Origin of the sequence: Paracoccus sp. C2R09, assembly GCF_018860625.1 — a bacterium.
In the GTDB taxonomy this organism is placed as follows: Bacteria; Pseudomonadota; Alphaproteobacteria; order Rhodobacterales; family Rhodobacteraceae; genus Paracoccus.
Genome location: NZ_JAHKQB010000037.1, coordinates 1 through 26540, shown reverse-complemented (window position 1 = coordinate 26540; position 26540 = coordinate 1). Strand labels below are relative to the sequence as shown.

The window sequence follows — 26540 nt, the reverse complement described above, 5'->3', positions numbered from 1 at the left end:
GGCATGGAAAGCAGGTCATATAGTCGATCCCGGCGCCCGCGTGAACCGTCCGGGGCCGCAAAAGGAAACGGGGGCCGAAGCCCCCGCATCCCGTGTTTCCGTTCAGCCGCCGAAATCGTCCAGCATGATATCCTCGCGGTCGACGCCAAGCTCGAGGAGCATGTTGATGACCGACTGGTTCATGATGGGGGGACCGCACATGTAGTATTCGCAATCCTCGGGGTTCGGGTGATCCTTGAGGTATTCCTCGTAGAGGACGTTGTGGATGAAGCCGGTATAGCCCGTCCACTCGTCCTCGGGCAGCGCGTCGGACAGGGCGACATGCCATTCGAAGTTCGGGAACTGGGCGGCCAGTTCGTCGAAATCCTCGACGAAGAACATCTCGCGCTTGGAACGCGCACCGTACCAGAAGGTGATCTTGCGGTCGCGGTTCTCGAGGCGCTTGAGCTGGTCGAAGATGTGGCTGCGCATGGGCGCCATGCCCGCGCCGCCGCCGATGAAGACCATTTCCTTCTTGGTGTCGCGGGCGAAGAATTCGCCGAACGGGCCCGAGATGGTCACCTTGTCGCCGGGCTTCAGGTTGAAGATGTAGGACGACATCTTGCCCGCGGGAATGCCCTGCGAACCCGGCGGGGGCGAGGCCACGCGGACGTTGAGCATGATGATGCCCTTCTCGTCCGGATAGTTCGCCATCGAATAGGCACGCTCGATCGGTTCGTCGACCTGGCTTTCGTATTGCCACAGGTCGAAGCGGTCCCAGTCGCTGCGATATTCCTCGGCCACGTCGAAATCCTTGTAGGACAGCTTGTGGGCCGGGGCCTCGATCTGGATATAGCCGCCGGCGCGGAACTTGACGTCCTCGCCCTCGGGCAGCTTCAGGACCAGCGCCTTGATGAAGGTGGCGACGTTCTCGTTGGAAATGACTTCGCATTCCCATTTCTTGACGCCGAACACCTCTTCGGGGACTTCGATCTGCATGTCCTGCTTGACCGCCACCTGACAGGACAGGCGGTCGCCGCAGGATGCCTCGCGCTTGGTGATATGCGTCTCCTCGGTGGGCAGGATCGACCCGCCGCCCTCGTGGACGCGCACGCGGCACTGCGCGCAGGTGCCGCCGCCACCGCAGGCCGACGGCACGAACAGCTTCTGTTCGGCCAGGGTCTGCAGCAGCTTGCCGCCGGCGGGGACCGAGATGGTCTTCTCGCCGTTGATGGTGATGTTGACGTTGCCCGAGGACACCAGCCGCGAACGTGCGGCAAGGATGATCGTGACCAGCGCGATCACGATCAGGGTGAACAGGATGACGCCGAGGCTGAAGGTTTCCATGTCTTGCTGACCCCTTCCGCGTTCAGAGTTTCACGCCGCTGAAGGACATGAAGGCCAGCGCCATCAGACCTGCGGTGATGAAGGTGATGCCCAGGCCCTGCAGGCCGTCGGGGATGTCGGAATATTTCAGCTTCTCGCGCACGCCGGCCATCGCGGTGATCGCCAGGGCCCAGCCGAAGCCGGACGAGACGCCGTAGGTCACGCTCTCCGAGAAGTTGTAGCCGCGTTCGACCATGAACAGCGAACCGCCCAGGATGGCGCAGTTCACCGTGATCAGCGGCAGGAACACCCCGAGCGCGTTGTAGAGCGGCGGGAAGTACTTATCGAGGACCATCTCCAGGATCTGCACCAGCGCCGCGATGACGCCGATATAGGAGATCAGCCCGAGGAAGGTCAGGTCGATATCGGGAAAGCCCGCCCATGCCAGCGCACCGGGCGCCAGCAGCTGGGTCAGGATCAGGTTGTTGGCCGGAACGGTGATCGCCTGCACGATCATCACCGAGATGCCCAGCCCGATCGCGGTCGAGATCTTCTTCGACACGGCGATGAAGGTGCACATGCCCAGGAAGAAGGACAGCGCGAGGTTCTCGACGAAGACCGCCTTGACGGCGAGAGAGATCAAACCCTCCATCAGTGGGCCTCCACGGTCTGGATCTTGTACTGGCGCTCCTCGACCTGACCCGGCTTCCAGGCGCGGATGGCCCAGATCAGCAGGCCGATCACGAAGAAGGCCGAAGGCGGCAGCAGCAGCAGGCCGTTCGGGACGTACCAGCCGCCATTGTTCACCGTCTTCAGGATGGTGATGCCGAACAGCGACCCCGAACCGAACAGCTCGCGGAAGACGCCCACGGTCATCAGGATCAGGCCGTAGCCCAGGCCGTTGCCGATGCCGTCGATGAAGCTGTCCACGGGCGGGTTCTTCATCGCGAATGCCTCGGCGCGGCCCATCACGATGCAGTTCGTGATGATCAGGCCCACGAAGACCGACAGCGTCTTCGAGATCTCGAAGGCATAGGCCTTGAGGACCTGGTCGACCAGGATCACCAGCGACGCGATGATGACCATCTGCACGATGATGCGGATCGAACCCGGAATGTGGTTGCGCAGCATCGAGATGAACATCGACGAGAAGGCCGTCACCAGCGTCACGGCGATGGCCATGACCAGCGCGACCTTCAGCGACGACGTCACGGCCAGGGCCGAACAGATGCCCAGGACCTGCAGCGTGATCGGATTGTTGTCGATCAGCGGGTCCACAAGTTGCGATCTACGTGTCTGAGCCATCAGATCTCTCCTGCCTTGAGCCGCTCGAGGAAGGGCCCGAAGCCTTCTTCACCCATCCAGAAGCGTACCAGGTTGTCCACCCCGCGCGAGGTCAGGGTCGCCCCCGACAGCGCGTCGATATAATAGTCGCGGCCCGCGGCGGGCGGCGCCTTGGCCACGGTGATCTGCAGCGTGCCGTCCTCGTCGCGCAGCTTCTTGCCGTTCCACAGCGCCTTCCAGCGCGGGTTGTCCACCTCGGCGCCCAGGCCCGGCGTCTCGCCGTGCTGATAGAACTGCAGCCCGAAGATGTCGTTGCCGTTCTCTTCCAGCGCGATGAAACCATAGAGCGTGGACCACAGGCCGTAACCTTCCACCGGAAGGATGACCTTGTCGATCCCGCCCTCGTCGTCGCGCAGCAGATAGACCATCTGATAGGCCAGCATCTCGCCGCCGAGGCCCGCAGGGTCCTCGTCCAGGGCGCGCACGATGGCGGGATCCCAGTCCGAGGCCAGATCGGCATAGGTATCGATGTCGTACTGGTCGGCGAACTCGCCCGTCTCCAGCTCGACGACATGCGGCTCGAACGCCTCGAATGCCTGGGCCACGTCGGTGCCGGGTTCATAGATGCCGGCAACCTCGAGGATGTTGATCTGCTTGTCGCGCTGGCTGTTGGCCTGCTGAATGGGGCGCAGGGTCACGGCGGCTGCCGACACGATCATCGACGCGACAAGGCAGAGCGCGGTCGCGACCACCACGGTCTTGGCGATCGAATCCGCCGGAAGGTCGAGGAAGCGGCCCAGGGGGCCTTTCTTCTTGTTCTCGTCAGGCATTGCGCTTGGCCCTCCGTTTGATGTTGGCCTGAACGACGAAGTGGTCGATCAGCGGCGCGAAGACGTTCCCGAACAGGATCGCCAGCATCATGCCTTCGGGGAAGGCCGGGTTGATCACGCGGATCATCACGACCATGAAGCCGATCAGCGCGCCATAGATCCAGCGGCCCGTGTTGGTGTGGCTGGCCGAGACCGGTTCCGTGACCATGAAGGCCAGACCGAAGGCATAGCCGCCGACGACCAGGTGCCAGTGCCAGGGCATCGCGAACATCGGGTTCGTGTCGGATCCGATGAAGTTCAACAGCGTCGAGAAGCCGATCATCCCCAGCAGGCAGCCCGCGATCAGGCGCCAGTTGGCGATGCGCGTGGCCAGCAGGAATGCCAGGCCGATCAGCGCGGCCAGGGTCGAGGTTTCCCCGATGCAGCCCTGGATCGTGCCGATGAAGGCGTCCATCCACGTGATGCCGCGTTCGGGCAGCGCCTGGTAGCCGTCGGTCGCGCCGATGGCCAGCGCCGTCGCCCCCGAGAAGCCGTCGACAGGCGTCCAGATCGTGTCGCCCGACATCTGCGCGGGATAGGCGAAATACAGGAACGCCCGCCCGACCAGCGCCGGGTTGAGGAAGTTCTTGCCGGTGCCGCCGAACACCTCCTTGCCGATCACCACGCCGAAGATGATGCCCAGTGCCACCTGCCACAGCGGCGCCGAGGCCGGAAGGATCAGCGCATAGAGCATCGAGGAGACGAGGAAGCCCTCGTTGACCTCGTGGCCGCGCACGACCGCGAAGATCACCTCGAAGATGCCGCCCGCGATCAGCGTGACCAGATAGATGGGCAGGAAATACAGCAACCCGTGCAGCATGTTGGCCAGCGGGTTGGCCGGGTTGAACCCGATGCCCAGGGTGTCGATGATCCAGGCACGCCAGCCCGATGCGCCGTATTCGGCGATCGCCATGTTCGTCTGCAGGCCGGTGTTGTACAGGCCGAACAGGATGCAGGGGATCGTCGCGATGACCACGTAGGTCATGATCCGCTTCATGTCGATGTAGGACCGGGCATGGGGTGCCACGGTCGTCACCGATTTCGGCGTGTAGATGAAGCTTTCGACCATCTCGTAGATGGGGAAGTACTTCTGGTACTTGCCGCCCGCAGTGAACTGCGGCTCGATCCGGTCGAAGAATGCGCGGAGACCCACGACCTAGCCCTCCTTCTCGATCTTGGTAAGGCTGTCGCGCAGGGCGATGCCGTATTCGTATTTTGCAGGACAGGCGAAGCCGCAGAGCCCGAGGTCCTCCTCGTCCAGCTCCAGCGCGCCGAGGGCCTGTGCCTGATCGGTATCCATCACCAGCAGGGCACGCAGCAGCTGCGTCGGCAGGAAATCCTGCGGCATCAGCTGTTCGAACGTGCCGATCGGCACCATCGCGCGGCGTCCGCCGTTCAGGTTCGACGTCAGCGGGAACAGCTTGTTCTTCAGCGCCGAACCCAGCACCGGCTGGAAGGCGTATTTGCTGAACATCGGGCGGATCCAGCCCATGGGGATCTGTTCGTGATCCTCCTTGATCAGGGTGATCTGGCGGGCATAGCGGCCCAGATAGGCGGTCGGCCCGTCACCCAGACGACCCGACAGGATCGAACCCGAGATCATGCGCACCGGCGTTTCGGTGGCCAGATCGTCCGTGCAGAGATCGACCATCGAGGCCCCGGCCAGCGTGCGCACCAGCCGCGGACGCGCGCAGAGCGGGCCGCCGATGGCGATGACGCGGGTGCTGTCGATGCAGCCGGTTTCCAGCAGGCGCCCGATGGCGATCACGTCGTGATAGCCGATGGACCAGACGACCTTGCTGTTCGAGGGGGCATCGAGGAAATGCATGTGCGTGCCGGCAAGACCCGCCGGATGCGGACCTTCGAAGCCCGCCACGACGACGCCCGGGATCTCGGCGTCGATGATCCGGTCGTCCGGACGCTGGCAGAGATAGGTGGCACCCTCGCTCAGGACGGCGACGGCCTCCAGACCGCGACGGAATGCCGCGGCATCCTCGGCGATGATCAGGGCGGCGTCGCCCGACAGCGGCTCGGTATCCATCGCGGTAACGAAGATGGCGGCGGGACGCGTCTCGGGATCGGGCACCTTGGAATAGGGACGCGTGCGGAACGAGGTCCACAACCCCGAGGCGCAGAGACGTTCGGCCAGGCCCTCGTCGGTATCGGCGTCGCCAACACCCGAGAAGTCCACCGGCTGGGCCGCATTCTCGTCGACCTCGATCTCGACACTGATCAGAACGCGACGTGCGCCGCGATTGATGGCCTTGATTCGTCCCGATACCGGCGAAGTGACCTGAACCCGGGGCGTGTCCTTGTGCGCCAGGATGGGCGCGCCGGCGGCGATGGTATCGCCTTCCTGCACCGCAAGCCTGGGCTTCAGTCCGAGGTAGTCCTGCCCCAACACGGCCACGGTGCGAACCGGCTGCGCGTTTTCGATTCCGCCCTCCGGAGCCCCCTGCACCGGGACATCGAGACCTTTTCTCAACGTATATTGCTGCACGTGGTTTCGTCCTGTCCTTTTCCCGGGCGCCTTATGCGCTTCATAGCCGCCTTATGGAAGTTCTTTACGGGGATTTTTCGACTTTAATGTTGTATCCGGGGCCAAAGATCGTCAGAACGCCCCCTGTCTCATGTCGAACATCAGCCTTCTTTCTGCGGAGATACCCGTGACGACCGCCTTCAATCTTACTCGCCGTAGCTTCTTTGTCATGCCGATTGCCCTGGCAGCGTGCAAGAAGGGCTGGTCCGTTCTGGAAATGTCCGGCCTGACGATGGGAACCAGCTACAACATCGTGGCCGTGGATCACACCCGCAGCGTCGACAAGACGCAGCTGCAGGCCGCGATCGACGACAGCCTTGCCCTGGTCAACCGCCAGATGTCGAACTGGGATTCCGGTTCCGAGATCTCGATCTTCAACGCCGCCACGACGCCGGGCAGCATGAAGGTCTCGGCCGATCTGGCCCATGTGATGGAGGCTGCGGCCGAAGTGAACGCCGCGACCGGCGGCAGCTTCGACGTGACCGTCGGCCCGCTGATCGACCTCTGGGGCTTCGGTTCGGGCCATGCCCGCGGCGACATGCCGTCGGATGCCGAGATCGCGCAGGCCCTCGCCTGCTGCGGCCAGTCCGATGCCCTGCGCGTCGAAGGCCAGCGCCTGCACAAGATGCGCCCCGAGGCCGAGGTGTATCTGTCGGCCATCGGCAAGGGTTACGGCGTGGACCGCGTGGCGCGCGTGATGGCCGAACACGGCATCAAGGATTTCATGGTCGAGATCGGCGGCGATCTCTATACCGCCGGGACGAACCCCGACGGGCATGCATGGCGCGTGGGCATCGAGACCCCCCAGAGCCATGATCGCGGCGTCCAGCAGGTCGTCGGCGTGTCCGACATGGGCATGGCCACCTCGGGCGATTACCGCAACTTCTTCGATTACGAAGGCAAGCGCTATTCGCATATCATCGACGCGACCACGGGCCGCCCGGTCACCCATTCGACCGCATCCGTGACCGTCATGACCGAAAACGCGATGATGGCCGATGCATGGGCCACCGCCCTTCTGGTGCTGGGCACCGAGCGCGGCCTGCAGATCGCAAATGATCGTGACATGGCGGTGCTTTTCATTGATCGCACCGGCCAGTCGGGCGACAAGGGCTTCGCAACCACGGCAAGCGACCGCTTCGGCGCGCTGGCCGTCTGAAAGCAACGCCAGCCCGGGAAAGGAGGCTGACCATGTCGACCTTCATCCTCGCCTTCGGCCTTCTGCTGTTCGTGATGCTGGGAATGGCGCTTGGCGTCATCTTCAGCGGGCGGACCATCAAGGGCAGCTGCGGTGGCCTGAACGCCATCGCCGATGCCGATCACTGCCTTGTCTGCAAGCAGGAGATCGACCCCGACAGCCCACTTCGCGACCGGCTGAACTGCCCGCGCGCGAAGAAGATGCTGGAAGACATGGGTCGGGAAGCCACCTGACCCGTTTTGCCGCCTAGCCCTGCAGCGGCGTGAAGCCCAGGGTCAGCAGTGCCGCCGCGGCGATCACCCCGAACAGCCACAATTTCCACGCCGGGCCTTCCGATTTCCAGGTCCGACGATAGGCGTATCCCGCGATGCAGGCGATCACGAAGATGATCGTCGCGATCAGCGGTGTCAGGGTCAGTTCGGTCAAGCTGTGGAACCTCCGGAAGTTAACGCGTGTTTTGATTCGCTGATTGCATTATGCTGAAGACGGATCAAGGGAGGCACAGGCCGATGGTTTCTTCATACAAGCCTCATACCCGTGACGACGAGGGTCGCGAACCGACCCGCAGCCAGAGCGTGGACACCAACCTGTCCCCGGCCCAGGCCACGGTCCAGCACATCCTGGACCACAAGGGCAGCGAGGTGTTCTGGATCCAGCCCGAAGATACCATCGCGACCGCCGTGACCGTGCTGCGCGACAAGCGGATCGGCGCCCTGCCCGTACAATCGCCGCAGGGCGATCTTGTGGGGATCCTGTCCGAACGCGACATCGTTCGCCGCCTGGCCGACACGCCCGGTCAGACCCTGCCGCAAAGCGTGGCCGAGCTGATGACCACCCAGCCCGAGACCTGCACCCCCGCCGATACGCTGGTCCAGGTGCTGCGCCGCATGACCGATGGCCGCTTCCGTCACCTGCCCGTCGTCGACAATGGCAACATCATCGGCATGGTCTCGATCGGGGATGTGGTGAATTACCGGCTTCAGGCGCTGGAATACGAAGCGCTGCAGATCAAGCAGCTGATCGTCGGCTGAAAAAGGGGGAAATGGTGGGTGATAAGGGATTTGAACCCCTGACATCTTCGATGTGAACGAAGCGCTCTACCACTGAGCTAATCACCCGTGACGCGGCTTCTAGCGCCCCCCGTTCCCCGTTGCAAGAGGCAGATCCGCCCCGTCAGTTTTTTTCCTGCGCGGGGCGGCGCAGGCGCAGCGTGATCACCTCGGCCCCGCGCGAATCCCGTTCCAGCGCGACACGCGCACGCCCCAAGGGCGGCACGGCCAGCGTCGAGCCCGAAGACAGGACATCGCCCAGTTGCGCCAGCGTCGCTTCGATGATGGGTCGGGCATCGCCGCGTTTCGCACCCGTCGCGGCCAGCACGCGATCCACGAAATCGCGTTTCTGCACCACCAATGCGACATGGGGATCGACGGCCCCCTTGCGCATCCCGTCGATCATGTCTTCCCTTTCGGCCATATCCGCCTCCTCGGAACAAGCATGGCCCCAGAGTAGCGAGAGAAGCCCTTGCGTCAATCTTTACCGCGCAAGGGCTTGATCTTCGCGGGATCAGACTGCGCTGCCCTGATTGACGCGCCGCGACAGTTCCGCGTGGCTTTCCACCCGTTCCGAATAGCGATCGACCAGGGTTTCCTTGATGTCGCGGGTCAGCAGGGTGAAACGGACCAGCTCCTCCATCACGTCGACGATCCGGTCGTAGAAGGGGGTGGGCTTCATGCGGCCCTCCTCGTCGAATTCGTTCCACGCCTTCGCGATTGAGGATTGGTTGGGGATGGTCAGCAACCGCATCCAGCGCCCGAGGATGCGCATCTGGTTCACGGTGTTGAAGCTCTGGCTGCCGCCGCAGACCTGCATCACGGCCAGGGTCTTGCCCTGCGTTGGGCGCACGCCGCCAAGCGACAGGGGGATCCAGTCGATCTGGTTCTTCATCACGCCGGTCATCGCCCCGTGGCGTTCAGGGGATGACCAGACCATCCCTTCGGACCAGGTCACCAGCTCGCGCAGCTCGGCCACCTTGGGATGGTCGTCGGCCGTGGCATCGGCCATCGGCAGACCATGCGGATCGAAGAAGCGCGTCTCGGCCCCCAGGGCGTTCAGGATGCGCGCCGCTTCCTCGGCCGAGAGGCGCGAGAAGCTGCGATCGCGCAACGATCCATAGAGCAGCAGGATGCGGGGCGCATGGCTGCTGCATCGCGCAGGAAACAGGCTGGCCGCATCGACGGGCCGGAAGCTCTCGGTCTTTACATTCGGGAGGTCAGTCAACGATCTCGCCCTTCTCGTTCAGTATCATCTGGCCGTCTTCCTTGAAGACCGGCCCCTTGGGCATCCGGTCCAGCAGAGGCAGCACGGTCTGCGACGGACGACACAGCCGAACCCCCCGCAGGGATGCGACGATGGGCCGTTCCACCAGGATCGGGTGCCGTATCATGGCGTCCAGAATTTCGTCATCGGGAACGCCTTCGTCCAGCAGACCCAGCCCCTCCGCGGGGGATCGCCGGACACGCAGCGCCGTCCGGGGCGTCAGTCCCGCCGCCGCGAACAGCGCCTGCAGCTGCGGACGTGTCCACCCCTCGGTCAGGTAATCGACCACGACCGGATCGGCCCCCGACGCCCTGATGATGGCCAGCACGTTGCGCGATGTGCCGCAATCGGGGTTGTGGTGGATGACGATCATGCCGGCCCCTCGGGGAAGCTGGCGCGCGTGCGGTTCGCGATGGCGACCAGCGTCAGCATCACCGGAACCTCGACCAGGACGCCCACCACCGTCGCCAGCGCCGCCCCGGAATTCAGCCCGAAAAGGCTGATCGCCACAGCAACCGCCAGTTCGAAGAAGTTCGACGTCCCGATCATCGCGCAGGGGGCCGCGATCCGATGCGGCACCCGCATCAGCCAGGCCGCCCCGTATCCAAGCGCGAAGATCAGATAGCTTTGGACGATGATCGGAACCGCGATCAGCAGGATCACCGTCGGGCGCGACAGGATCACGCCACCCTGCAGCGCAAAGAGGATGGCGACCGTCACCACCAGCCCGATGATCGACCAGGGCTTGATCCGGGACGAGAAGCTCTCGATCGCGTCCTGGCTGCCCAGCATCCGGCGGGTCAGCAGCCCTGCGGCCAAGGGCAGCACGACATAGAGGATCGTCGCCAGGACCAGCGTCTGCCAGGGCACCGAGATCTCGGTCGCGCCCAGCAGCAGCGCCACGATGGGGGCGAAGGCCACCACCATGATCAGGTCGTTCACCGAAACCTGCACCAGGGTATATGTCGCATCCCCCCGCGTCAGCTGCGACCAGACGAAGACCATGGCCGTGCAGGGTGCGGCCCCCAGCAGGATCAGGCCCGCGATATATTGCTGGGCATCCTGCGGATCGATCCAGGGGGCGAAGACATGATCGAAGAACAGCACGGCCAGAAGCGCCATGCTGAACGGCTTGATCAGCCAGTTGACCGCCAAGGTGATGATCAGCCCGCGCGGCTGCCGCGCCACCCCCGCGACGGACCCGAAATCGACATTCACCATCATGGGATAGACCATGGCCCAGATCAGCACCGCGACCACGAGGTTGATCGAGGCGATCTCGGCGGTGGCGATGGCCTGCACGAGCCCCGGGGCGACGGCGCCCAGGGCGATGCCGCCGATCATCGCAAGCGCGACCCACAGGGTCAGCCAGCGTTCGAATGTTCCAAGGGCCCCGCCCCCGGTATCTGTCATGTCGGTCATGAAAGGGTCGGCTTTCGATCAGATGTCAGGTTGCGATCAGCAGTTGCAGGCGATCTGGTCCAGAACGGGCTGGCACAGCTCTGCCCTGCCCCCGCAACAATCGCGCAACAAGAAGCCCAGCAATGCGGCCATGGCCTCCATTTCAGCGAAATAGCGGATCGAGCGGCCTTCGCGCGCCGACCGGACCAGACCCGTCGCGGACAGGATGTTCAGGTTGTTGGACAGGGTGTTCGGCCGGATATCCAGCGCGGTCGCGATCTCTCCGGCGGGCATGCCTTCCGGCCCCGCCTGCACAAGGCAGCGGAACACGTCCAGACGGATGTCATGGGCCAAGGCCGAGAGCGTATCGAGGGCAAGAGTCTTTTCCATATTTCATGTATATCGGAAACGACCAGCGCCCGCAAGGCGAACGAAAAGGCGCCCGCCGGTTTCCCGACGGGCGCCCATTTTCCTGGATCGACCCAGCAAGATCAGTGGGCGACGGCGCCACCCGATCCGCGTTCGGCGTCCCGGCGCTGCAGGCGCGCGGCCTCGGCTGCCTCCTCGGCAGCCTCATCCCACTCCACGGCGGATGGCATGCGGGTCAGCGCATGGCGCAGAACCTCGCGGACATTGCCGACCGGGATGATGGTCAGGCCTTCCTTCACGTTCTCGGGGATTTCCACCAGATCCTTGGCGTTATCCTCGGGGATCAGCACGGTCTTGATGCCGCCGCGCAATGCGGCCAGCAGCTTCTCCTTCAGCCCACCGATGGCCAGCACGTTGCCGCGCAGGGTCACCTCGCCCGTCATGGCGACATCCTTGCGGACCGGGATGCCGGTCATCACCGACACGACCGAAGTCACCATGGCGATGCCCGCCGACGGACCGTCCTTGGGCGTCGCTCCTTCGGGGACGTGGACGTGGATGTCGCGCTTGTCGAACTCGGGCGGCTTGACGCCGATCTCGGGCGCGACCGAGCGCACGAAGCTGGAGGCCGCATCGATCGATTCCTTCATCACGTCGCCCAGCTTGCCCGTGGTCTTCATGCGACCCTTGCCCGGCAGCTTCAGCGCCTCGATCTGCAGCAGATCGCCCCCGACCGAGGTCCAGGCCAGACCCGTCACCACGCCGACCTGATCCTCCTTCTCGGCCAGGCCATAGCGGAAGCGGCGGACGCCCAGATATTCCTCGGCCTTCTCGGGCGTGACCTCGACCGACGTGACCCGACCCTTCATGATCTCGGTCACGGCCTTGCGGGCCAGCTTGGCGATCTCGCGTTCCAGCGAACGGACGCCGGCCTCGCGGGTGTAATACCGGATGACATGGGTCAGCGCCTCGTCGGTGACGCTGAATTCGCCCTTGCGCAACCCGTTCGCGGCGATCTGCTTGTCCAGCAGGTGGCCGCGCGCGATCTCGCGCTTCTCGTCCTCGGTATAGCCCGACAGGCCGATGATCTCCATCCGGTCCAGCAGCGGTCCCGGCATGTTGTAGCTGTTGGCCGTGGTCACGAACATCACGTTCGACAGATCGTATTCCACTTCCAGATAGTGGTCCACGAAGGTCGAGTTCTGTTCGGGGTCCAGCACCTCGAGCATGGCCGAAGCCGGATCGCCGCGGAAGTCCTGACCCATCTTGTCGATCTCATCCAGCAGGATGAGCGGGTTGGTCGTCTTGGCCTTCTTCAGCGCCTGGATGATCTTGCCCGGCATTGAGCCGATATAGGTCCGACGGTGGCCGCGGATCTCGGATTCGTCGCGCACGCCGCCCAGGCTGATGCGGATGAATTCACGCCCCGTCGCCTTGGCGATCGACCGGCCGAGCGAGGTCTTGCCCACACCCGGAGGACCGACCAGCGTCAGGATCGGACCCTTCAGCTTCTGGCTGCGCGCCTGCACGGCCAGGTATTCGACGATGCGTTCCTTGACCTTGTCCAGACCATAGTGGTCGGCGTCCAGCACGGCCTCGGCCTTGCCAAGGTCCTTCTTGGTGCGCGACTTCACGCCCCATGGCAGCGCCAGCAGCCAGTCCAGATAGTTGCGGCTGACCGTCGCCTCTGCCGACATGGGCGACATGGATTTCAGCTTCTTCAGCTCGGCATCGGCCTTTTCACGGGCCTCCTTGCTGAACTTGGTCTTGCCGATCTTCTCTTCCAGCTCGTCCAGTTCGTTCTGGCCGTCCTCGCCGTCGCCAAGCTCCTTCTGAATGGCCTTCATCTGCTCATTCAGGTAATATTCGCGCTGCGTCTTCTCCATCTGGGTCTTGACGCGCGACTTGATCTTCTTCTCGACCTGCAGGACCGACATCTCGCCCTGCATCTGGCCATAGATCTTCTCGAGACGCTCGGCGATGCTCAGCGTGTCCAGCAATTCCTGCTTGCGGTCCAGATCCACGCCCAGGTGACCGGCGACCAGATCGGCCAGCTTGCCCGGATCGGTGGTGTCGGACACGGTGGTCACGACCTCTTCGGGGATGTTCTTGCGGACCTTGACGTAGCGCTCGAACTCCTCGGAGACGGTGCGCAGAAGCGCGGTGACGGTATCCTCGTCGCCCAAGCTCTCCTGCAACTCCTCGGCCGTCGCCTCGAAATGGTCGGGATTGGGCACATAGCCGGTGATCGAGACGCGTTCGCGCCCCTCGACCAGCACCTTGACCGTGCCGTCGGGCAGCTTCAGCAGCTGCAGCACATTGGCCAGAACGCCCGTCTGATAGATCCCCTCCTCGGTCGGTTCGTCGACCGAGGCATCCTTCTGGGCGGCCAGAAGGATCGGGCTGTCCGATTCCATGACCGCTTCCAGCGCGCGCACCGATTTCTCGCGGCCGACGAACAGCGGCACGATCATGTGCGGGAACACGACGATGTCCCGAAGGGGCAGCACCGGATAGGTCTTGTTGGAAAATTCCGTCATGTCAGTTCCTTTCTGCCCGAAGCCGTGGCCCCGTCATGGCAACGCACGGCCCCTGCCTGGCAGACAATCTAGGCCGCGCGGGGGGCGCGTTCAATGGGATGCCAAGAATCCGACCTATTCCGCCCTCAGCGGGGGATCACGATTTCAGCACGCAGACCGCCCAGCCGCGTGCCCCGGCCCAGACGCAGCTGGCCTCCGTGCCCGCGCGCGACATCGCCCGCGATGGCCAGCCCCAGACCCGCGCCCTGCGCGCTGTTGCGGTTGCGCGCGGGGTCCAGCCGGGTAAAGGGGCGCATCGCGGCCTCGATGCTGTCCTCGGGGATGCCGGGGCCGTCATCTTCGACCCCGATGCGCAGGCTGCGCGGCCCCAGCGTGGCATCCAGCTCGGCGCGGTTGCCATAGCGGACCGCGTTGCCGATCAGGTTCTCGATCGACCGGCGCAGCATGTCGGCCCGGAAGGTCGCAAGCCCCTGCGCGTCGCCGTCAAAGCCCCGCAGCACGACCGCCTGCCCCGCCCGCTGCGCATCCGCGACGATCGCCTCCAGGAAATCTGACACCACCATAGGCTGCGGCGGGCGCTCCTGCGCATCGTCGCGGGCATAGTCCAGGAACCCGTCCACCATGCGGTTCATTTCGGCGATGTCGGCCTCCATCGCGGCGATCTCGTCGGGTTCGGGGGGCAGATCGGGCGACAGGACCGACAGGCCCAGCCGCAGGCGCGTCAGGGGCGTGCGCAGATCGTGGCTTATCCCCGACATCATCAGCTTGCGCTGTTCGTTCTGACGCTCCAGCCGGTTGCGCATGTCCAGAAACGCCGTGCCCGCGATGCGGATCTCGGCCGCGCCCTGGGGGCGATAGGCGACCATGCGCCCCTTGCCGTATTCCTCGGCCGCATGGGCCAGCCGGCGGATCGGACGCAGCTGGTTGCGCAGGAAGATCGTGGCGATCCCCGTCATCAGGAAAGAGGTGAAGACCATCAGCACCAGCAGCTGATGCGGATTGGACGCGCTGACGCGCCTGCGATCGAAGCCCAGCTGATACGCCCCGAAATCGCCCGGCAGCGCGACCTCGACCCGCTTGTCGTCGCTGGCCAGATCGACCGAGATGATGTTGGGCAGGCTCTCGCGCAGTACCTCGATCACCACCCGGCCCGAGAAGTCGTAGAAGAGCCGGCTGTCCTCGGGGGGCGGATCGACCGGCAGGCGCAGCGTGACGCCAAGCGGATCGGCGACCGAGCGGCCCGCGATCCGCGCAGCCTCGCTGTCGGCCACATGCTGCATCCGCGACGACACGAAGGCCACCTCGCGCGCCATGCTGGTCGTCATCTGGCGCGTCACCCCGTCGAAATGGCGCTGCAGGAACATCACGCTGACCACCAGCGTCACCACCACCACCGGCAGGAACAGGATCAGCGCCGCCCGCGCATAGAGCCCGCGCGGCAGGAATGTCGTCTTCAGCTTCTCGGCCGTATTCGCCATTGGCACCCCCGGTTCGCCGCGGCTAGGCTAGCGCCATGAACCGCCCCGTGAAAGAGCCGCTGCGCATCCTTGCGCCGAACCCCTCGCCCCTGACCGGGCCGGGCACCACGACATTCCTGCTGGGCCGGGACCAGGTGGCGGTGATCGACCCCGGCCCCGACGATCCCGCCCATATCGAGGCCGTGGCCCGCGCGGGACGCGACCGCATCGGCCATATCCTGATCACCCATGCCCATCGCGACCACAGCGCGGGCGCCGCGCGCCTGTCCCGGCTGACAGGTGCCCCGGTGCTGGCCTTCGGCACCGCGACCGAGGGGCGATCCCCGGTGATGCAGCGCCTGGCCGCGGGCGGCCTTCTTTGCGGGGGCGAGGGGCTGGATCACGATTTCGCCCCCGACCGACGCCTGCGCGACGGCGACATCATCAAGACCCCGGAATGGCGGCTGATCGCGATGCACATGCCCGGCCATGCGGCGGGGCACATGTGCTTCGGCTGGGACGACACGGTCTTTTGCGGCGATCTGGTGATGGGCTGGTCCTCGACGCTGATCTCGCCGCCCGATGGCGATCTGGGCGATTATTTCCGCTCGCTCGACCGCTTGGGGCAGACCGGCGCAAGCCGCCTGCTGCCCACCCATGGCGACCCGATCGAGAACCCCGCCCCCCGCCTTGCCGAACTGGCCCGGCACCGCCGCGAGCGGAGCCGCCAGATCATCGCGGCCCTCCGCGAGCGCGGCGATTCCGCCCAAGGCCTCGCGCGGCGCATCTACGACATCCCCGAGCCGCTGCTTCCGGCCGCGGAACGCAACGTGCTGGCCCATCTGATCGCCCTGCACCATGTCGGAGCCGTTGATACGCAAGAAGAAATCGCCCGCGACAGTTTTTTTGCGGCGACGTGAAAAAACTGCGCCGATCCCTCTGGACAGCACCGGTCGGGGTGGCTATACCCCGCCTCGTGTTCCGGCGTAGCTCAGCGGTAGAGCAGTTGACTGTTAATCAATTGGTCGTAGGTTCGATCCCTACCGCCGGAGCCAAAAAATCCTGAAACGGATCAGCTACGAAAACCAGCCGCCCCTTCGGGCGGTTTTTTCGTTCCCCGGGCCCGCGTGCCGACCCGCCCCCGAATGGGCGGATCGGCGATATGTTCAGGCCGCGACCGGGCGGTCGTCCAGCCGCCCCGAGATCAGCGCGGCCAGCGCGACCATGACCGTAGCCGTTCCCAGAACCAGCGCAAGGCCCCCCAGCTGATAGGTCAGCCCGGACAGCACCGTCCCGATCAGCCGCCCGCCCGCATTCGCCATGTAGTAGAAGCCCACATCCATGGTCACACGCTCGGATCTGGTGAAGGCCAGCACCAGGTAGGAATGCAGCGAGGAATTGACCGCGAAGATCGCCCCGAAGGCCAGAAGTCCCAGCACCAGGGTTACGGTCAGCCAGCCCTGCGGGCCGCCCGCGACCAGCACCGCGCCGGTCAGCACCGCAGGCACGACGAACAGCGCAGCCGCCCAGCCGCGCGCGGCGCGGATCAACTCGCCCTCGGGGCGATGCGATGCACGCAGGATGCGCGGGGCCGCCGCCTGAACCGCGCCATAGAGGATCACCCAGACCGCCATGAAGCTGCCGATCATGAAGAAGGCCGCGCGGTTCCCGGCCTCTGTCCCGTCCGACAGGACGGCATAGAAATAGATCGGGATCCCCACCACGAACCACACGTCCCGGGCCCCGAACAGGAAGACCCGCGCCGCCGACAGCCAGTTGATATTGGCCGATTTCGAGAACACCTCGGAGAACTTGGCCCCCTTGCGGCCGCGCGGCAGGCCCGCGGGCATGAAGATCGCCACCGCCGCCAGGATCGCGGCCAGCACGACCGCCATCACCAGGACCGAGCCCACGAAGCCGATCAGCGCCAGAAGCGCCGCGCCCAGAAGAAAGCCCAGGCCCTTGACCGCGTTCTTGGACCCGGTCAGCACCGCGACCCATCGGAACAGGCCCCCGCCCTCGGACGGGGCCAGCAGTTTGACCGCCGATTTCGACGACATCTTGGCCAGGTCCTTGGCGACCCCGCTGGCGCCCTGCACGCACATCACGAAGGCGACCGATGCGCCGATGGCCCAGCCCGGGTCCAGCTGCGTCAGCGCCAGAAGCGCCGCGACCTGCAACCCCAGCCCCGCATAGAGCGTCGATGTCAGCCCGAACCGCGCGGCGATCCAGCCCGCGGCAAGGTTCGTGACCATGCCCGCGATCTCGTACAGCACGAACAGATAGGCCAGCTGCACGGGCGAGAAGCCCAACCGGTGGAAATGCAGCAGCACCAGCATCCTCAGCGCGCCATCGGTCAGCATGAAGGCCCAATAGGCCGCCGTCACCGCGACATAGGCCGACATGCCTTCGGCCCGCACCCGTGATCGCGCCGCGTTCATGCCGATGCACCCACCATCAGCGCGACATCGACCAGCCGGTTGGCATAGCCGAACTCGTTGTCGTACCAGGCATAGACCTTCACCTGCGTGCCGTTGATCACCATGGTCGAAGGCGCATCGACGATCGAGGAGCGCGGATCGTTCGTGTAATCGGTCGAGACGAGCGGACGCGTTTCGTATCCGAGGATCCCCTTCAGCGGTCCTTGGGCGGCAGCGGCGAAGGCTGCGTTGACCTCTTCGGCGGTGGTCTCGCGTTCGATCTCGAAGACGCAATCGGTCAGCGACGCGTTCAGCAGCGGCACGCGCACGGCATGCCCGTTCAGCCGCCCCTTCAGTTCGGGATAGATCAGCGTGATCGCCGTGGCCGATCCGGTCGTCGTGGGGATCAGCGAATTCAGCGCCGAACGCGCACGACGCAGATCCTTGGCCGGGCGGTCCACGATGGTCTGGGTGTTCGTCACGTCATGGATCGTGGTGATCGACCCGTGCCGGATGCCGAAGGTCTCGTGGATGACCTTGACCACGGGCGCCAGGCAATTGGTCGTGCAGGACGCCGCCGTCACGATGCGGTGCGTGGCCGGATCATAGCTGTCATCGTTCACGCCGAAGACGATGTTCGCGGCATTCCCGTCCTTGACCGGGGCCGAAACGACGACCTTCTTCACGCCCGCCTCGAAATAGGGGGCAAGCGCGGCCTCGGACTTGAAGACGCCGGTGCAGTCGATCACCACGTCCACGCCGTCCAGCGGCAGGTCGGCGATTCCTTTCGCGCCGATGAAGGGCAGTCGCGTCCCGTCGATGGTCACGCCATCCGCATCATGCCCGAATTCCGCGTTCCAACGGCCATGCACGGTATCGAATTCCAGCAGATGGGCGTGCATCTCCGGGTCGCCCACCGCGTCGTTGATCCAGGCGATCTTCGCGCCGCTTTCGATCAGGGGCTTCAGGGCAAGCTTGCCGATGCGGCCAAGGCCGTTCAGGGCATAGGTGGTCATCAGATATCCTCGGGGTTGGTGCGGCCGATCTCGTCCACGGCCGATTGCAGGGCGATCCGGTCGAGGCTGGCCACCGGCAGCGCCACGAAGGCCTCGATCCGGCGGCGGAGCGCGCCATAGGCCTGCTGGAAGGCCAGCGCCTTTTCGGCATCGGTGCCCTGGGCCTTGACGGGATCGGGCATGCCCCAGTGACCGCTGACGGGCTGGCCCTTCCAGGCGGGGCATTCCTCGTTGGCGGACTGGTTGCAGACGGTGAAGACGAAATCCAGATGCGGCGCATCCGCCCCCGAAAACTCGGAAACGTTCTTGGCGCGCAGGACGGAAACGTCATGCCCCTTGTGGCGCAGCACTTCCAGCGCGAAGGGGTTCAGCTCGGAATAGGGGCGCGTTCCTGCGGAATGGGCGACGAAGCGGTCGCCCGCCACCTCGCGCAGGATCGCCTCGGCAAAGATCGAGCGGGCGGAATTGCCCACGCAGATGAACAGGACGTTGTACTTGCGATCGGTCATGGCTGAATTTCCCGTGCTGTGGGGCATGCATGTTTCTGGGCGGCCAAAGCGGCAGGCATCGTGGCGGGCATCGCGCGACCCATCGTCGGACTGTCGCAATCCCGCCATGTGCATGGATTAGAAGAACCCCGCGTCACGTCCTGCGGTCGGGACAATACCCGCCGCAAGTCGGTATCCGGAGCGCCGTCATTCCCGGCGATGCCGAACGGATCGGAATGCTTCTTTTCCATATTTCATGTATTAATGAATTGATACGGCAATTCAACCCTGAAAAGCACCCTCTGCCCCGGCATGAAAACGCGAAATGCCGGCGACCTTCACGGTGCCGGCATTCCGCCCCTCGCGTTCCTTCAGGTCAGATCAGAAGATCTTCCCAGTTGATGACCAGTTCGGGCGCATTGCCACCCGATCCGAAGGGATGGGCCACGCGGCTGCCGTCACCCTCGATCAGGAAGCCGAAGGCCCCGTCGCTGGTGCCGTCATCCCCGATCACCGCCTCGATCAGGTCGGACAGATCGCCGGTCTCGTAGGTCTCGCCATCGGTCCAGGCCTCGGGGTTCCACTGGAACTCGTCGGCAAGATAGCTGCGCCCCCCCGGCGTGGAGCCCGAGGAATAGCCGGCGGCATTCTCGGTATCCTCGATCTTGATGGTGAAGGATGCGGGATCCGAATTGTCCTCCATCGCCTCGAAGCGCAGGAAGGCCTCGGTGATCACCGCGCCGTCGGGAATGTCGATCCCGTCGAAACGGATGCCCACATATTGCGGCCCGCCATTGTCGCCCAGTTCCAGGTCGCCGCTGGTCCCGCCGCCGCGTTCCTCCCAATCGTCGGAGGTCGCATCGACCGGGACGACGATCCCGCCGGACCCCACCGACCCGCCGCCATCGCCCGGCTCGCCCTCGATGAAGCTCGAGTCCGCAGAGCTGGCATTCGGGGTCGAACCGCCCGCCTTGGACAGGTCCCAGTAATCGACATGGAACCCCTGGCTGCGCCCGTCCAGCTGCACGGTATAGAGCCCGGCCTCGGAGATCTCGATCTGAGCGTTGAAGTTGCCCGGAACGCCGTCGATCGCGCTTGCAAAGCCCCAGCTGCCGTCGTTCGGGCCGCCATAGACCTTCACGAAGCCCCCGGCGACGGGTTCGGCCTCATCGGTGGTTTCCGTCAGGAATTCCTCGATATTGCCGTTCCCGACATCCTCGGCATGCTTGAAGTTCAGCCAGATGTCGTTCTGCTGATCGCCTGCCGCCGTGCCGTCGCGGCTGGCACGGACGCGGAAGTTGTAGATGCCGGTCTCACCCTCGGGGACGTAGATGGTGTATTCCAGCATCTCGTTCCCGCCGACATTGTTGTCGATCCCGGTCGAGCTGTTGCTGCCGAAGAGATAGTAGCCGTCACCGTCGAAGCCCGACTGGTTGCCATCCCCGTCCGCAGCGGCCTCATAGGACCACTTGCCGCCAGGATTGGTGCCGCCATTGGCATTGGCATCCTCGATCTGGACCTTGAAATAGGCCGCCGTGCCGGTTCCGTTGATCTGATAGTAGCCCTCGACGCCGCCGCCGGTCCCGCCGGACGGATCGCCGACCACCGGGCCGCCGTCATTGGTCAGATAGATCGGTTGCGTCGTCGGACCCACCGGCAGGCCGTCGCTGCCGACCTTGGTGGCCACGAAGGCGATGGGCTGGACATCATCCCCCGAGAAGCTGCCCGAACCGACATTGTTGTTCACGGCGTCGTCGTAATCGAACAGCGTCGAGGCATCGAAGGTCCCGTCCGCACCGATCGTGACCGTGACCGACTGGGCATCGAAGGCGTTGTTGGCCTTGAAGTCGTATTTCTCCAGCCGGTCGTTGACCAGGTCCGCGATCCCGGCATCGGTCTCGGTCACCGGGTTGAAGCCCTTGGTCAGGGTGATCTGCACCAGGTCGCCCGGATTGCCCGTGACCGTGATGGCGGGCAGCGTGCCGCCATAGGTGCCGTTCTGGCCCGCGTTCAGCCCGTTGACCGCGATGCCCGGTGCGGTGTCGCCCGGCGCCTGAGTCGCGACGGTATGCGACCCGGCCGAACTGCCGTCCGAGGCCAGCTGACCGCTGGCCGTGGTGCCGTCGTCGAAGAGCACGGTGAACAGCGATCCGATCAGTTCATGCCCCGAGATGCCACCGACATCCCAGCTGAGGATCGCGCTGCCATCCACATCGCCCTTGGCCATGCCCGCGATCGAGTTCGGGTCCATGTCCCCCGAGAAGCCGACCGTCTCGCCCGCGGTGAAGCCGCCATCGTCGGTCGCGCTGAACTTGACCATCGCGCCCTTGTAGCCGCCATTGCTGGCCCCGCCCGATCCGCCGGAATTGGGGATCGGATCCTCGCCCGGAAGGAAATACCCGCTGCCCGAGATGTAGGCCCCGGTATTGCCGTCCGAATTGACCTGCCAGGGCTTGGCGGCATCGTCCCCGCCCAGCCCGTCGGGATCGAACACGCTGTCCTGATACAGCGCCGAGGTCACGTCGATGAAAATGGCCGAGATCTTCTTGTCGCCGGTATTGGTCACCTCGAAGGAGTCGGAGCCATAGTTCGACGACTGGATGTTGTTGTTCCCGGTCATCACCTCCAGCCTGGCCGATCCGATGGTGCCTTCGGCATAGGTCGATCCGGTGGCAAGGTCGGATTGCGACGCGAACGCCTCGAGCGCGCCGGTCGGATCGACCGGATCGGTCGGGTTCTCGACATCGGTAGACAGGGCCACGATCTCGATCCCGTTGATGATCGGGTTCTGTTTCAGATCGTTTTCCAGGCCGATGTTCAGGACCCCGTCATCGACATGGACCTGCGCCGTCAGCACGCCCCCGCCGCCGCCATACAGCCCGCCGGGATCGATATTGTTGAACGAGGCCGGGACGAACCCTTCCAGCGAGGCGTCGAAGTTCCGGAAATCGCCCGCATGGGCCCCCGGGAAGACCTCGGCCAGGTACAGCCGGACCTCGAAATTCTCGCCTCCGCCCAGTTCGGACACCGGGATGTCGTAGAAGAAGGACCCGTCGCTGGACCGCGCGGTCGAGAAGATCGCATCCGGCACCCCGTCGATGCCGGGTGCCGCCGTGCCGCCGGTATCGGCCGCATCGCGCGGATTGGTCAGGCGCAGATATTCGTTCGGCGCCCCCGGCTGATCGCCCAGCCAGTCCGGCCCGCCATCGGTCGCGGCGATGAACGCCCCGCCCGCGTTGATGCGATAGACCGAGGCGTCGTCGCCACCCGTCGATCCGCCACCGATATCCAGGCTCAGACCGGCGCTGGCGGCCTCGTTCCCGTTGGGCGTGCCCGCCAGGTCGAGGACGGCACCCTCGGTCAGGGTGACCGCGATCTGCGTGCCGTCGGTCCAGCCGCCGGCGGGTGCGGCGATCTGGTAGGTCGCCACGCCATCCGCAAGACCCGTGAAGGTGACCGGCGGGTCGGACACGTCGAACCCGTTGACCGACAGCGCAAGATCGTCATCGCCCAGGCTTGCCGCATCGATGCCGCTGGCATCGGACAGCGCGATCTCGACCAGGATCGGATCGGTGGCCAGGGCCGGGTTGGTCAGCGTCAGCGCGGCCTCGGGGGCATCGGTATCCAGTGCCGCGGCAGGGTTCGACATGATCTCGATCGCGTTGATGATCGGGTTGTCGATGCCGTCCACCAGATCCTTGACGAAGCCGATGTTCAGCTCTCCGTCGGTGACGGTCACCTCGTAGCTGACGACCCGCAGATCACCGCCCGCATCGGGCGCCGAGGGGTCGAAATTGTCCAGGATGCCCGTCGTCATGCCCTCGACGCTGATGTCGAAGACCCGATCGCCCACGGCCTGGTTCCCGCCGTACAACTCGGCCAGGTAAAGGTTCACGATATAGCTGCCGTTCCCGTTCAGATCGCCGACCGGGATGGCATAGGAGAAGTCGCCATCGGCCGACCGCGCGGTGTTCAGCACGGCCTGCGGCACCTCTGCGGGGATGTCGCCCGGATCGCCGGAATACCCCTGGGTATCGCCGCGATTGAAGCCCGGACCCTCGCCCGTCACGACATAGGGGCTGTCGGCATTGCCGTTGCCGTCCGCCTGCCAGTCGGGACCGCCGTCGATGGCCGCGACCGCGTCGCCCCATGCGTTGATGCGCAGCAGGGGTTCGGGATCGTCCGTCGCCTCGGCCACGTCGTCGACCGAGACCTGCACCGATTGCGTCACCGTCGAGGACCCGTCGGACACGGTCACGTCCACCTCGTAGACGTTGTCGCCATCCGCATCGGTCGGGTTTTCGTAATCGGGCGCCGCGACGAAGCTGAGCGCACCGGTATCGGCATCGATCGCGAACAGCGCGTCATCCGCACCGGTATCGGCGATGCCGAAGGTCAGATCGCTGCTGTCGGCATCCTCGGCCGTGATCGTGGCGACCGCGGTCTGGTTCTCGGCCATGCTGACGGTGTCCGCGCTGGTGAAGACCGGCGGCAGATCGTCCGGCGGCGTGTCGACCACCACGTTCGAGAAGATCGCGCTGGTGCCGTCGATCCTGTCGGCATCGTTGATCAGCACGAGGTACTGGAAGCTCTGGCCCGCGAAGGCCGCAAGCGGGATCTCGATCGTCGTGATGCCCGGGCCGGCCTCGCCGGCGAAGCTCTGATCGGCGACGGGCCACAGCTGGCTGCCCGCGATCTGGAACAGCGGCTGGCTGCCCGAGAAGCTCGAGTCGTTGTCCAGACCGATGGCGATGATCTCGCCCTCGGCAGGGATCTCGATGTCGAAGCGCAGGACCGTGTCCGCCTCGACCGAAACGGGTTCGGGCAGGGTGAACTTGTTCCAGGTGTTCCCGTCGATGGTCAGCGTGCTGCCATCGGCCGAGGATGCGACCGTGCCGTCGCCCGACTGCCCGCCATAGTTGGAGCTGGGCAGCGCCGAGAAGTCGATCTCGGTTCCCGAACCGCCGGGGCCGGGATCGCTGTCGCCCACCGTGACGGTCGCAAGCCCCGTATCGGTGCCGCCGCGCCCGTCGCTGACGGTATAGGTGAAGCCCGCATCGCCGGTGAAGCCCGCATCGGGCGTGAAGGTGATCTGCCCTTCGTCATCCAGCACGACCGTCCCGCCCGTCGCCCCGCCGACCGAGGTCACGGTCAGCGCATCGCCATCGGGATCGGTGTCGTTCTGCACCAGCAGATCCGCCCCCAGATAGATCGGCGTGTCGACCGCGGTCTCCAGCGTGTCGGTCACCGCATCGGGTGCGCGGTTGACATTCAGCGTGACGCTGGCCGTCGCCGTCGCCCCGTCCGCATCGGCCACGGTATAGTCGAAGCCCGCCTCGCCCGCGAAGCCGTCATCGGGGGTGAAGTAGATCAACCCGTCCTCGAACAGGACCTCGCCATTGGTCGCGTTGGACACGCCCGTCAGGGTCAGCGCGTCGCCGTCCGGATCGCCGTCATTGGCCAGCAGCGTCGTGGGGTCGATGACGGTGACCTCGTTGCCGATGGCCGCAAGCGCGTCATCCGCAGGGGTCGGGTTCGCGTTCGTGACGCTCTGCCGGACCAGCTGCACATCCGAGAAGGTGACGTCGCCCGTCACCGCATCGGCATCGTTGGCAAGCACCAGGTGGCTGAAGGTCTGACCCGCCCAGGGGCTCAGGTCCAGTTCGTAAGTGACCGTCTGGCCCGCCGTGTCGTAGTCGTTCGGAACCTGGCGGAAATAGGCGGGCAGCGGCTGCGACCCACCCAGCTGGAACAGCGCCTGGTCGGCCTGCTGGAACGAATTGTCGTTATCCAGCCCGATGCCGATCACTTCGCCGATCTGATCGGCCCTGATCGTCACGCGCAGGACCGTGTCCGCCGTCACCGCGTAAGGCTCGGGCAGCTCCAGCTTCTTCCAGCTGTTGCCGGTGATCTGCAGCGCGTTCCCGCCATCCTGCACCGAAGCGCTGGCCGGGTCCTTGTCCTGGTTGGAATAGGAGCTGAGATCCCCCCCCGAGAAGACCACATCCGTGACCCCCGCACCCGGATCCAGCGTCGGCACGACCGAGATGGTCACCGTGGCCGTGTCGCTGCCCCCGGCCGCGTCCTCGATCGTGTAATCGAAGCTGGCAGTGCCGGTGAAGCCGGCAGCCGGGATGAAGGTGACCTGGTCGTCCTCGAACTCGACCGTGCCGTTGACCGCGTTCGACACCGAGACGAGGCTGATGGCCTGACCGTCGGCATCGGTATCGTTGGCCAGCAGCTGCGCCGGCGTCAGATAGACGGTGCCGTCGCGGGCGATCTCGATCCCGCCGTCATCGACCGCATCGGGGCCGCTGTTGACCTCGACCGCGACCGTCGCGGTATCGGTGCCGCCCTTCCCGTCCGAGACCGTGTAATCGAAGCTGGCCGTCCCCGAGAAGCCCGCATCCGCGGTGAAGGTGACCTGCCCGCCCGACAACGACACGGTGCCGTTCACCGCACCCGACACAGCCGTCACCGACAGCGCGTCCCCGTCCGGGTCGACATCGTTGCCCAGAAGCGCGGCGCTTGCGATCACCAGCGGCTGCCCGGGCGCCGATGCGAAGCCCGCATCGTCATTGGCCGTGGGCGCGCCGTTCGTGGTCGTCGTGCTGACGATCTGGACATTGCCATAGGTGCTGATCGCGCCGATCCCGTCATCGTCGTCGCTCATGAACACCAGATAGTCGAAGCTGCGCCCGGCCAGCCCGGCCAGCGGGATCTCGACCGTGACGGTGCCGTCGCCTGCCTCGTAGGTGTTGAAGCTCTGATCGGCATAGGCGCCGAAGGTCTGGCTGCCCGCCAGCTGGAACAGCGCCTGGTTCGCGGTATCGGTCGTGAAGCGGTTGTCGCTCTCGAAGCCGATGCCCATGATCTCGCCGATCTGATCGGACGAGAAGCTGAAGCGCAGAACCATGTCGGGCTGGACGGTCAGCGGCTCAGGCAGGGCCAGCTTCTTCCAGGTATTGCCCGAAAGCTGCAGCGCATCCCCCCCATCGAGGATCGTCGCCCCGGCAGGGTTCTTGTCCTGCGTGTCGTAGGAGCTGAGATCGGAAGCGGCAAAGGCGATTTCGGTGATGCCCTCGGGGCCCGATGCCTCGACCGTCACGGTCGCGGTGCCCGTCGAACTAGCCGTCCCGTCCGACACGACATAGCTGAAGTCCGCCGTCCCGGTGAAGCCCGCATCCGGGGTGAAGGTCACCACCCCGTCCGTCAGCGCCACGGTGCCACCCGTCCCGGCGGTCACCGAGACCACCGTCAGCGCATCGCCATCGGCATCGGTGTCGTTCGCCGCCAGATCGGCCGCGTCGAAGGACAGCGCGGTATCCTCGGTCGCGG

Annotated in this window: 21 protein-coding genes, 2 tRNA genes and 1 pseudogene; 5 read left to right on the top strand and 19 right to left on the bottom strand. The window is 65.2% G+C overall.

The window, feature by feature from the left end; all coding sequences use genetic code 11:
- Positions 1-102: 102 nt before the first annotated feature.
- The 6 genes from nqrF to KO490_RS15205 are packed head-to-tail and all read right to left on the bottom strand — an operon-like array spanning position 103 to position 5958.
- Complete coding sequence (nqrF, locus tag KO490_RS15230) at positions 103-1326, bottom strand: NADH:ubiquinone reductase (Na(+)-transporting) subunit F (protein WP_216020279.1); 1224 nt, start codon at positions 1324-1326, stop codon at positions 103-105.
- Positions 1327-1348: 22 nt separating this feature from the next.
- On the bottom strand, positions 1349-1957 hold the full coding sequence (gene nqrE, locus KO490_RS15225) for an NADH:ubiquinone reductase (Na(+)-transporting) subunit E (RefSeq protein WP_216020278.1): 609 nt from the start codon (positions 1955-1957) through the stop codon (positions 1349-1351).
- Complete coding sequence (locus KO490_RS15220; protein WP_216020277.1) at positions 1957-2610, bottom strand: NADH:ubiquinone reductase (Na(+)-transporting) subunit D; 654 nt, start codon at positions 2608-2610, stop codon at positions 1957-1959. Before KO490_RS15220 ends, nqrE begins: the two co-directional genes overlap by 1 nt.
- Positions 2610-3419 carry a Na(+)-translocating NADH-quinone reductase subunit C gene (locus tag KO490_RS15215; RefSeq protein WP_216020276.1) on the bottom strand — a complete coding sequence of 270 codons (810 nt, stop codon included), beginning with the start codon at positions 3417-3419 and terminating at the stop codon, positions 2610-2612. Before KO490_RS15215 ends, KO490_RS15220 begins: the two co-directional genes overlap by 1 nt.
- The gene (locus tag KO490_RS15210) at positions 3412-4611 is read right to left on the bottom strand and encodes an NADH:ubiquinone reductase (Na(+)-transporting) subunit B (protein ID WP_216020275.1); all 1200 of its coding nucleotides are present in this window, start codon (positions 4609-4611) and stop codon (positions 3412-3414) included. The genes KO490_RS15215 and KO490_RS15210 overlap by 8 nt, the downstream gene beginning before the upstream one ends.
- Positions 4612-4614: 3 nt before the next feature.
- Complete coding sequence (locus KO490_RS15205) at positions 4615-5958, bottom strand: Na(+)-translocating NADH-quinone reductase subunit A (RefSeq protein ID WP_216020274.1); 1344 nt, start codon at positions 5956-5958, stop codon at positions 4615-4617.
- Between the two features lie 208 nt (positions 5959-6166).
- On the opposite strand from KO490_RS15205, the gene KO490_RS15200 reads away from it, so the two are divergent.
- Entirely contained in the window at positions 6167-7156 is a 990-nt protein-coding gene (locus tag KO490_RS15200; protein WP_216020273.1) for an FAD:protein FMN transferase, read from the top strand.
- A 32-nt stretch (positions 7157-7188) separates the two neighbouring features.
- Positions 7189-7428: a (Na+)-NQR maturation NqrM gene (gene nqrM / locus KO490_RS15195; RefSeq protein WP_216020272.1), complete on the top strand. Its 240-nt coding sequence runs from the start codon at positions 7189-7191 to the stop codon at positions 7426-7428.
- Positions 7429-7441: 13 nt separating this feature from the next.
- On the opposite strand, the gene KO490_RS15190 is transcribed toward nqrM, so the two are convergent.
- Positions 7442-7621 carry a hypothetical protein gene (locus tag KO490_RS15190; RefSeq protein WP_216020271.1) on the bottom strand — a complete coding sequence of 60 codons (180 nt, stop codon included), beginning with the start codon at positions 7619-7621 and terminating at the stop codon, positions 7442-7444.
- A gap of 83 nt (positions 7622-7704) precedes the next feature.
- Here KO490_RS15190 and KO490_RS15185 point away from each other — a divergent pair, with 83 nt between their 5' ends.
- On the top strand, positions 7705-8226 hold the full coding sequence (locus tag KO490_RS15185; protein ID WP_216020270.1) for a CBS domain-containing protein: 522 nt from the start codon (positions 7705-7707) through the stop codon (positions 8224-8226).
- A 12-nt stretch (positions 8227-8238) separates the two neighbouring features.
- On the opposite strand, the gene KO490_RS15180 is transcribed toward KO490_RS15185, so the two are convergent.
- From KO490_RS15180 to KO490_RS15145, 8 genes are all read right to left on the bottom strand, one after another.
- Positions 8239-8313: transfer RNA gene (locus KO490_RS15180), tRNA-Val, on the bottom strand.
- Between the two features lie 55 nt (positions 8314-8368).
- Complete coding sequence (locus KO490_RS15175; RefSeq protein ID WP_252727226.1) at positions 8369-8668, bottom strand: DNA-binding protein; 300 nt, start codon at positions 8666-8668, stop codon at positions 8369-8371.
- Positions 8669-8758: 90 nt separating this feature from the next.
- Positions 8759-9472: an arsenical resistance protein ArsH gene (gene arsH / locus KO490_RS15170; protein WP_216020269.1), complete on the bottom strand. Its 714-nt coding sequence runs from the start codon at positions 9470-9472 to the stop codon at positions 8759-8761.
- Positions 9465-9884, bottom strand: coding sequence for an arsenate reductase family protein (locus KO490_RS15165; protein ID WP_216020268.1), 420 nt, complete (start codon positions 9882-9884; stop codon positions 9465-9467). Before KO490_RS15165 ends, arsH begins: the two co-directional genes overlap by 8 nt.
- Positions 9881-10933, bottom strand: a complete 1053-nt coding sequence (gene arsB, locus KO490_RS15160; protein ID WP_216020267.1) for an ACR3 family arsenite efflux transporter — start codon at positions 10931-10933, stop codon at positions 9881-9883. Before arsB ends, KO490_RS15165 begins: the two co-directional genes overlap by 4 nt.
- A gap of 36 nt (positions 10934-10969) precedes the next feature.
- Positions 10970-11302 (bottom strand): helix-turn-helix transcriptional regulator, encoded by a 333-nt coding sequence (locus tag KO490_RS15155; protein ID WP_216020266.1) that lies wholly within the window; start codon positions 11300-11302, stop codon positions 10970-10972.
- A 101-nt stretch (positions 11303-11403) separates the two neighbouring features.
- On the bottom strand, positions 11404-13821 hold the full coding sequence (gene lon, locus KO490_RS15150; RefSeq protein ID WP_216020265.1) for an endopeptidase La: 2418 nt from the start codon (positions 13819-13821) through the stop codon (positions 11404-11406).
- Between the two features lie 125 nt (positions 13822-13946).
- Positions 13947-15299: an ATP-binding protein gene (locus KO490_RS15145; RefSeq protein WP_216020264.1), complete on the bottom strand. Its 1353-nt coding sequence runs from the start codon at positions 15297-15299 to the stop codon at positions 13947-13949.
- 35 nt (positions 15300-15334) lie between these two features.
- On the opposite strand from KO490_RS15145, the gene KO490_RS15140 reads away from it, so the two are divergent.
- Complete coding sequence (locus KO490_RS15140) at positions 15335-16198, top strand: MBL fold metallo-hydrolase (RefSeq protein WP_216020263.1); 864 nt, start codon at positions 15335-15337, stop codon at positions 16196-16198.
- A 60-nt stretch (positions 16199-16258) separates the two neighbouring features.
- Positions 16259-16333 (top strand) — tRNA-Asn (locus KO490_RS15135).
- A 111-nt stretch (positions 16334-16444) separates the two neighbouring features.
- Here the strand turns inward: KO490_RS15135 and arsJ are convergent.
- From arsJ to KO490_RS15115, 4 genes and pseudogenes are all read right to left on the bottom strand, one after another.
- On the bottom strand, positions 16445-17719 hold the full coding sequence (gene arsJ, locus KO490_RS15130; protein WP_216020262.1) for an organoarsenical effux MFS transporter ArsJ: 1275 nt from the start codon (positions 17717-17719) through the stop codon (positions 16445-16447).
- A complete protein-coding gene (locus KO490_RS15125; RefSeq protein ID WP_216020261.1) occupies positions 17716-18714 on the bottom strand; it encodes an ArsJ-associated glyceraldehyde-3-phosphate dehydrogenase in 999 nt (332 codons plus the stop codon). Before KO490_RS15125 ends, arsJ begins: the two co-directional genes overlap by 4 nt.
- A pseudogene (locus KO490_RS15120) lies at positions 18714-19286 on the bottom strand (arsenate reductase ArsC); the annotation flags it as partial. The gene KO490_RS15125 and the pseudogene KO490_RS15120, both read right to left, overlap by 1 nt.
- Before the next feature lie 292 nt (positions 19287-19578).
- Positions 19579-26540, bottom strand: a 6962-nt coding sequence (locus KO490_RS15115; protein ID WP_216020259.1) for a cadherin-like domain-containing protein, incomplete at its 5' end; no start/stop codon positions are given.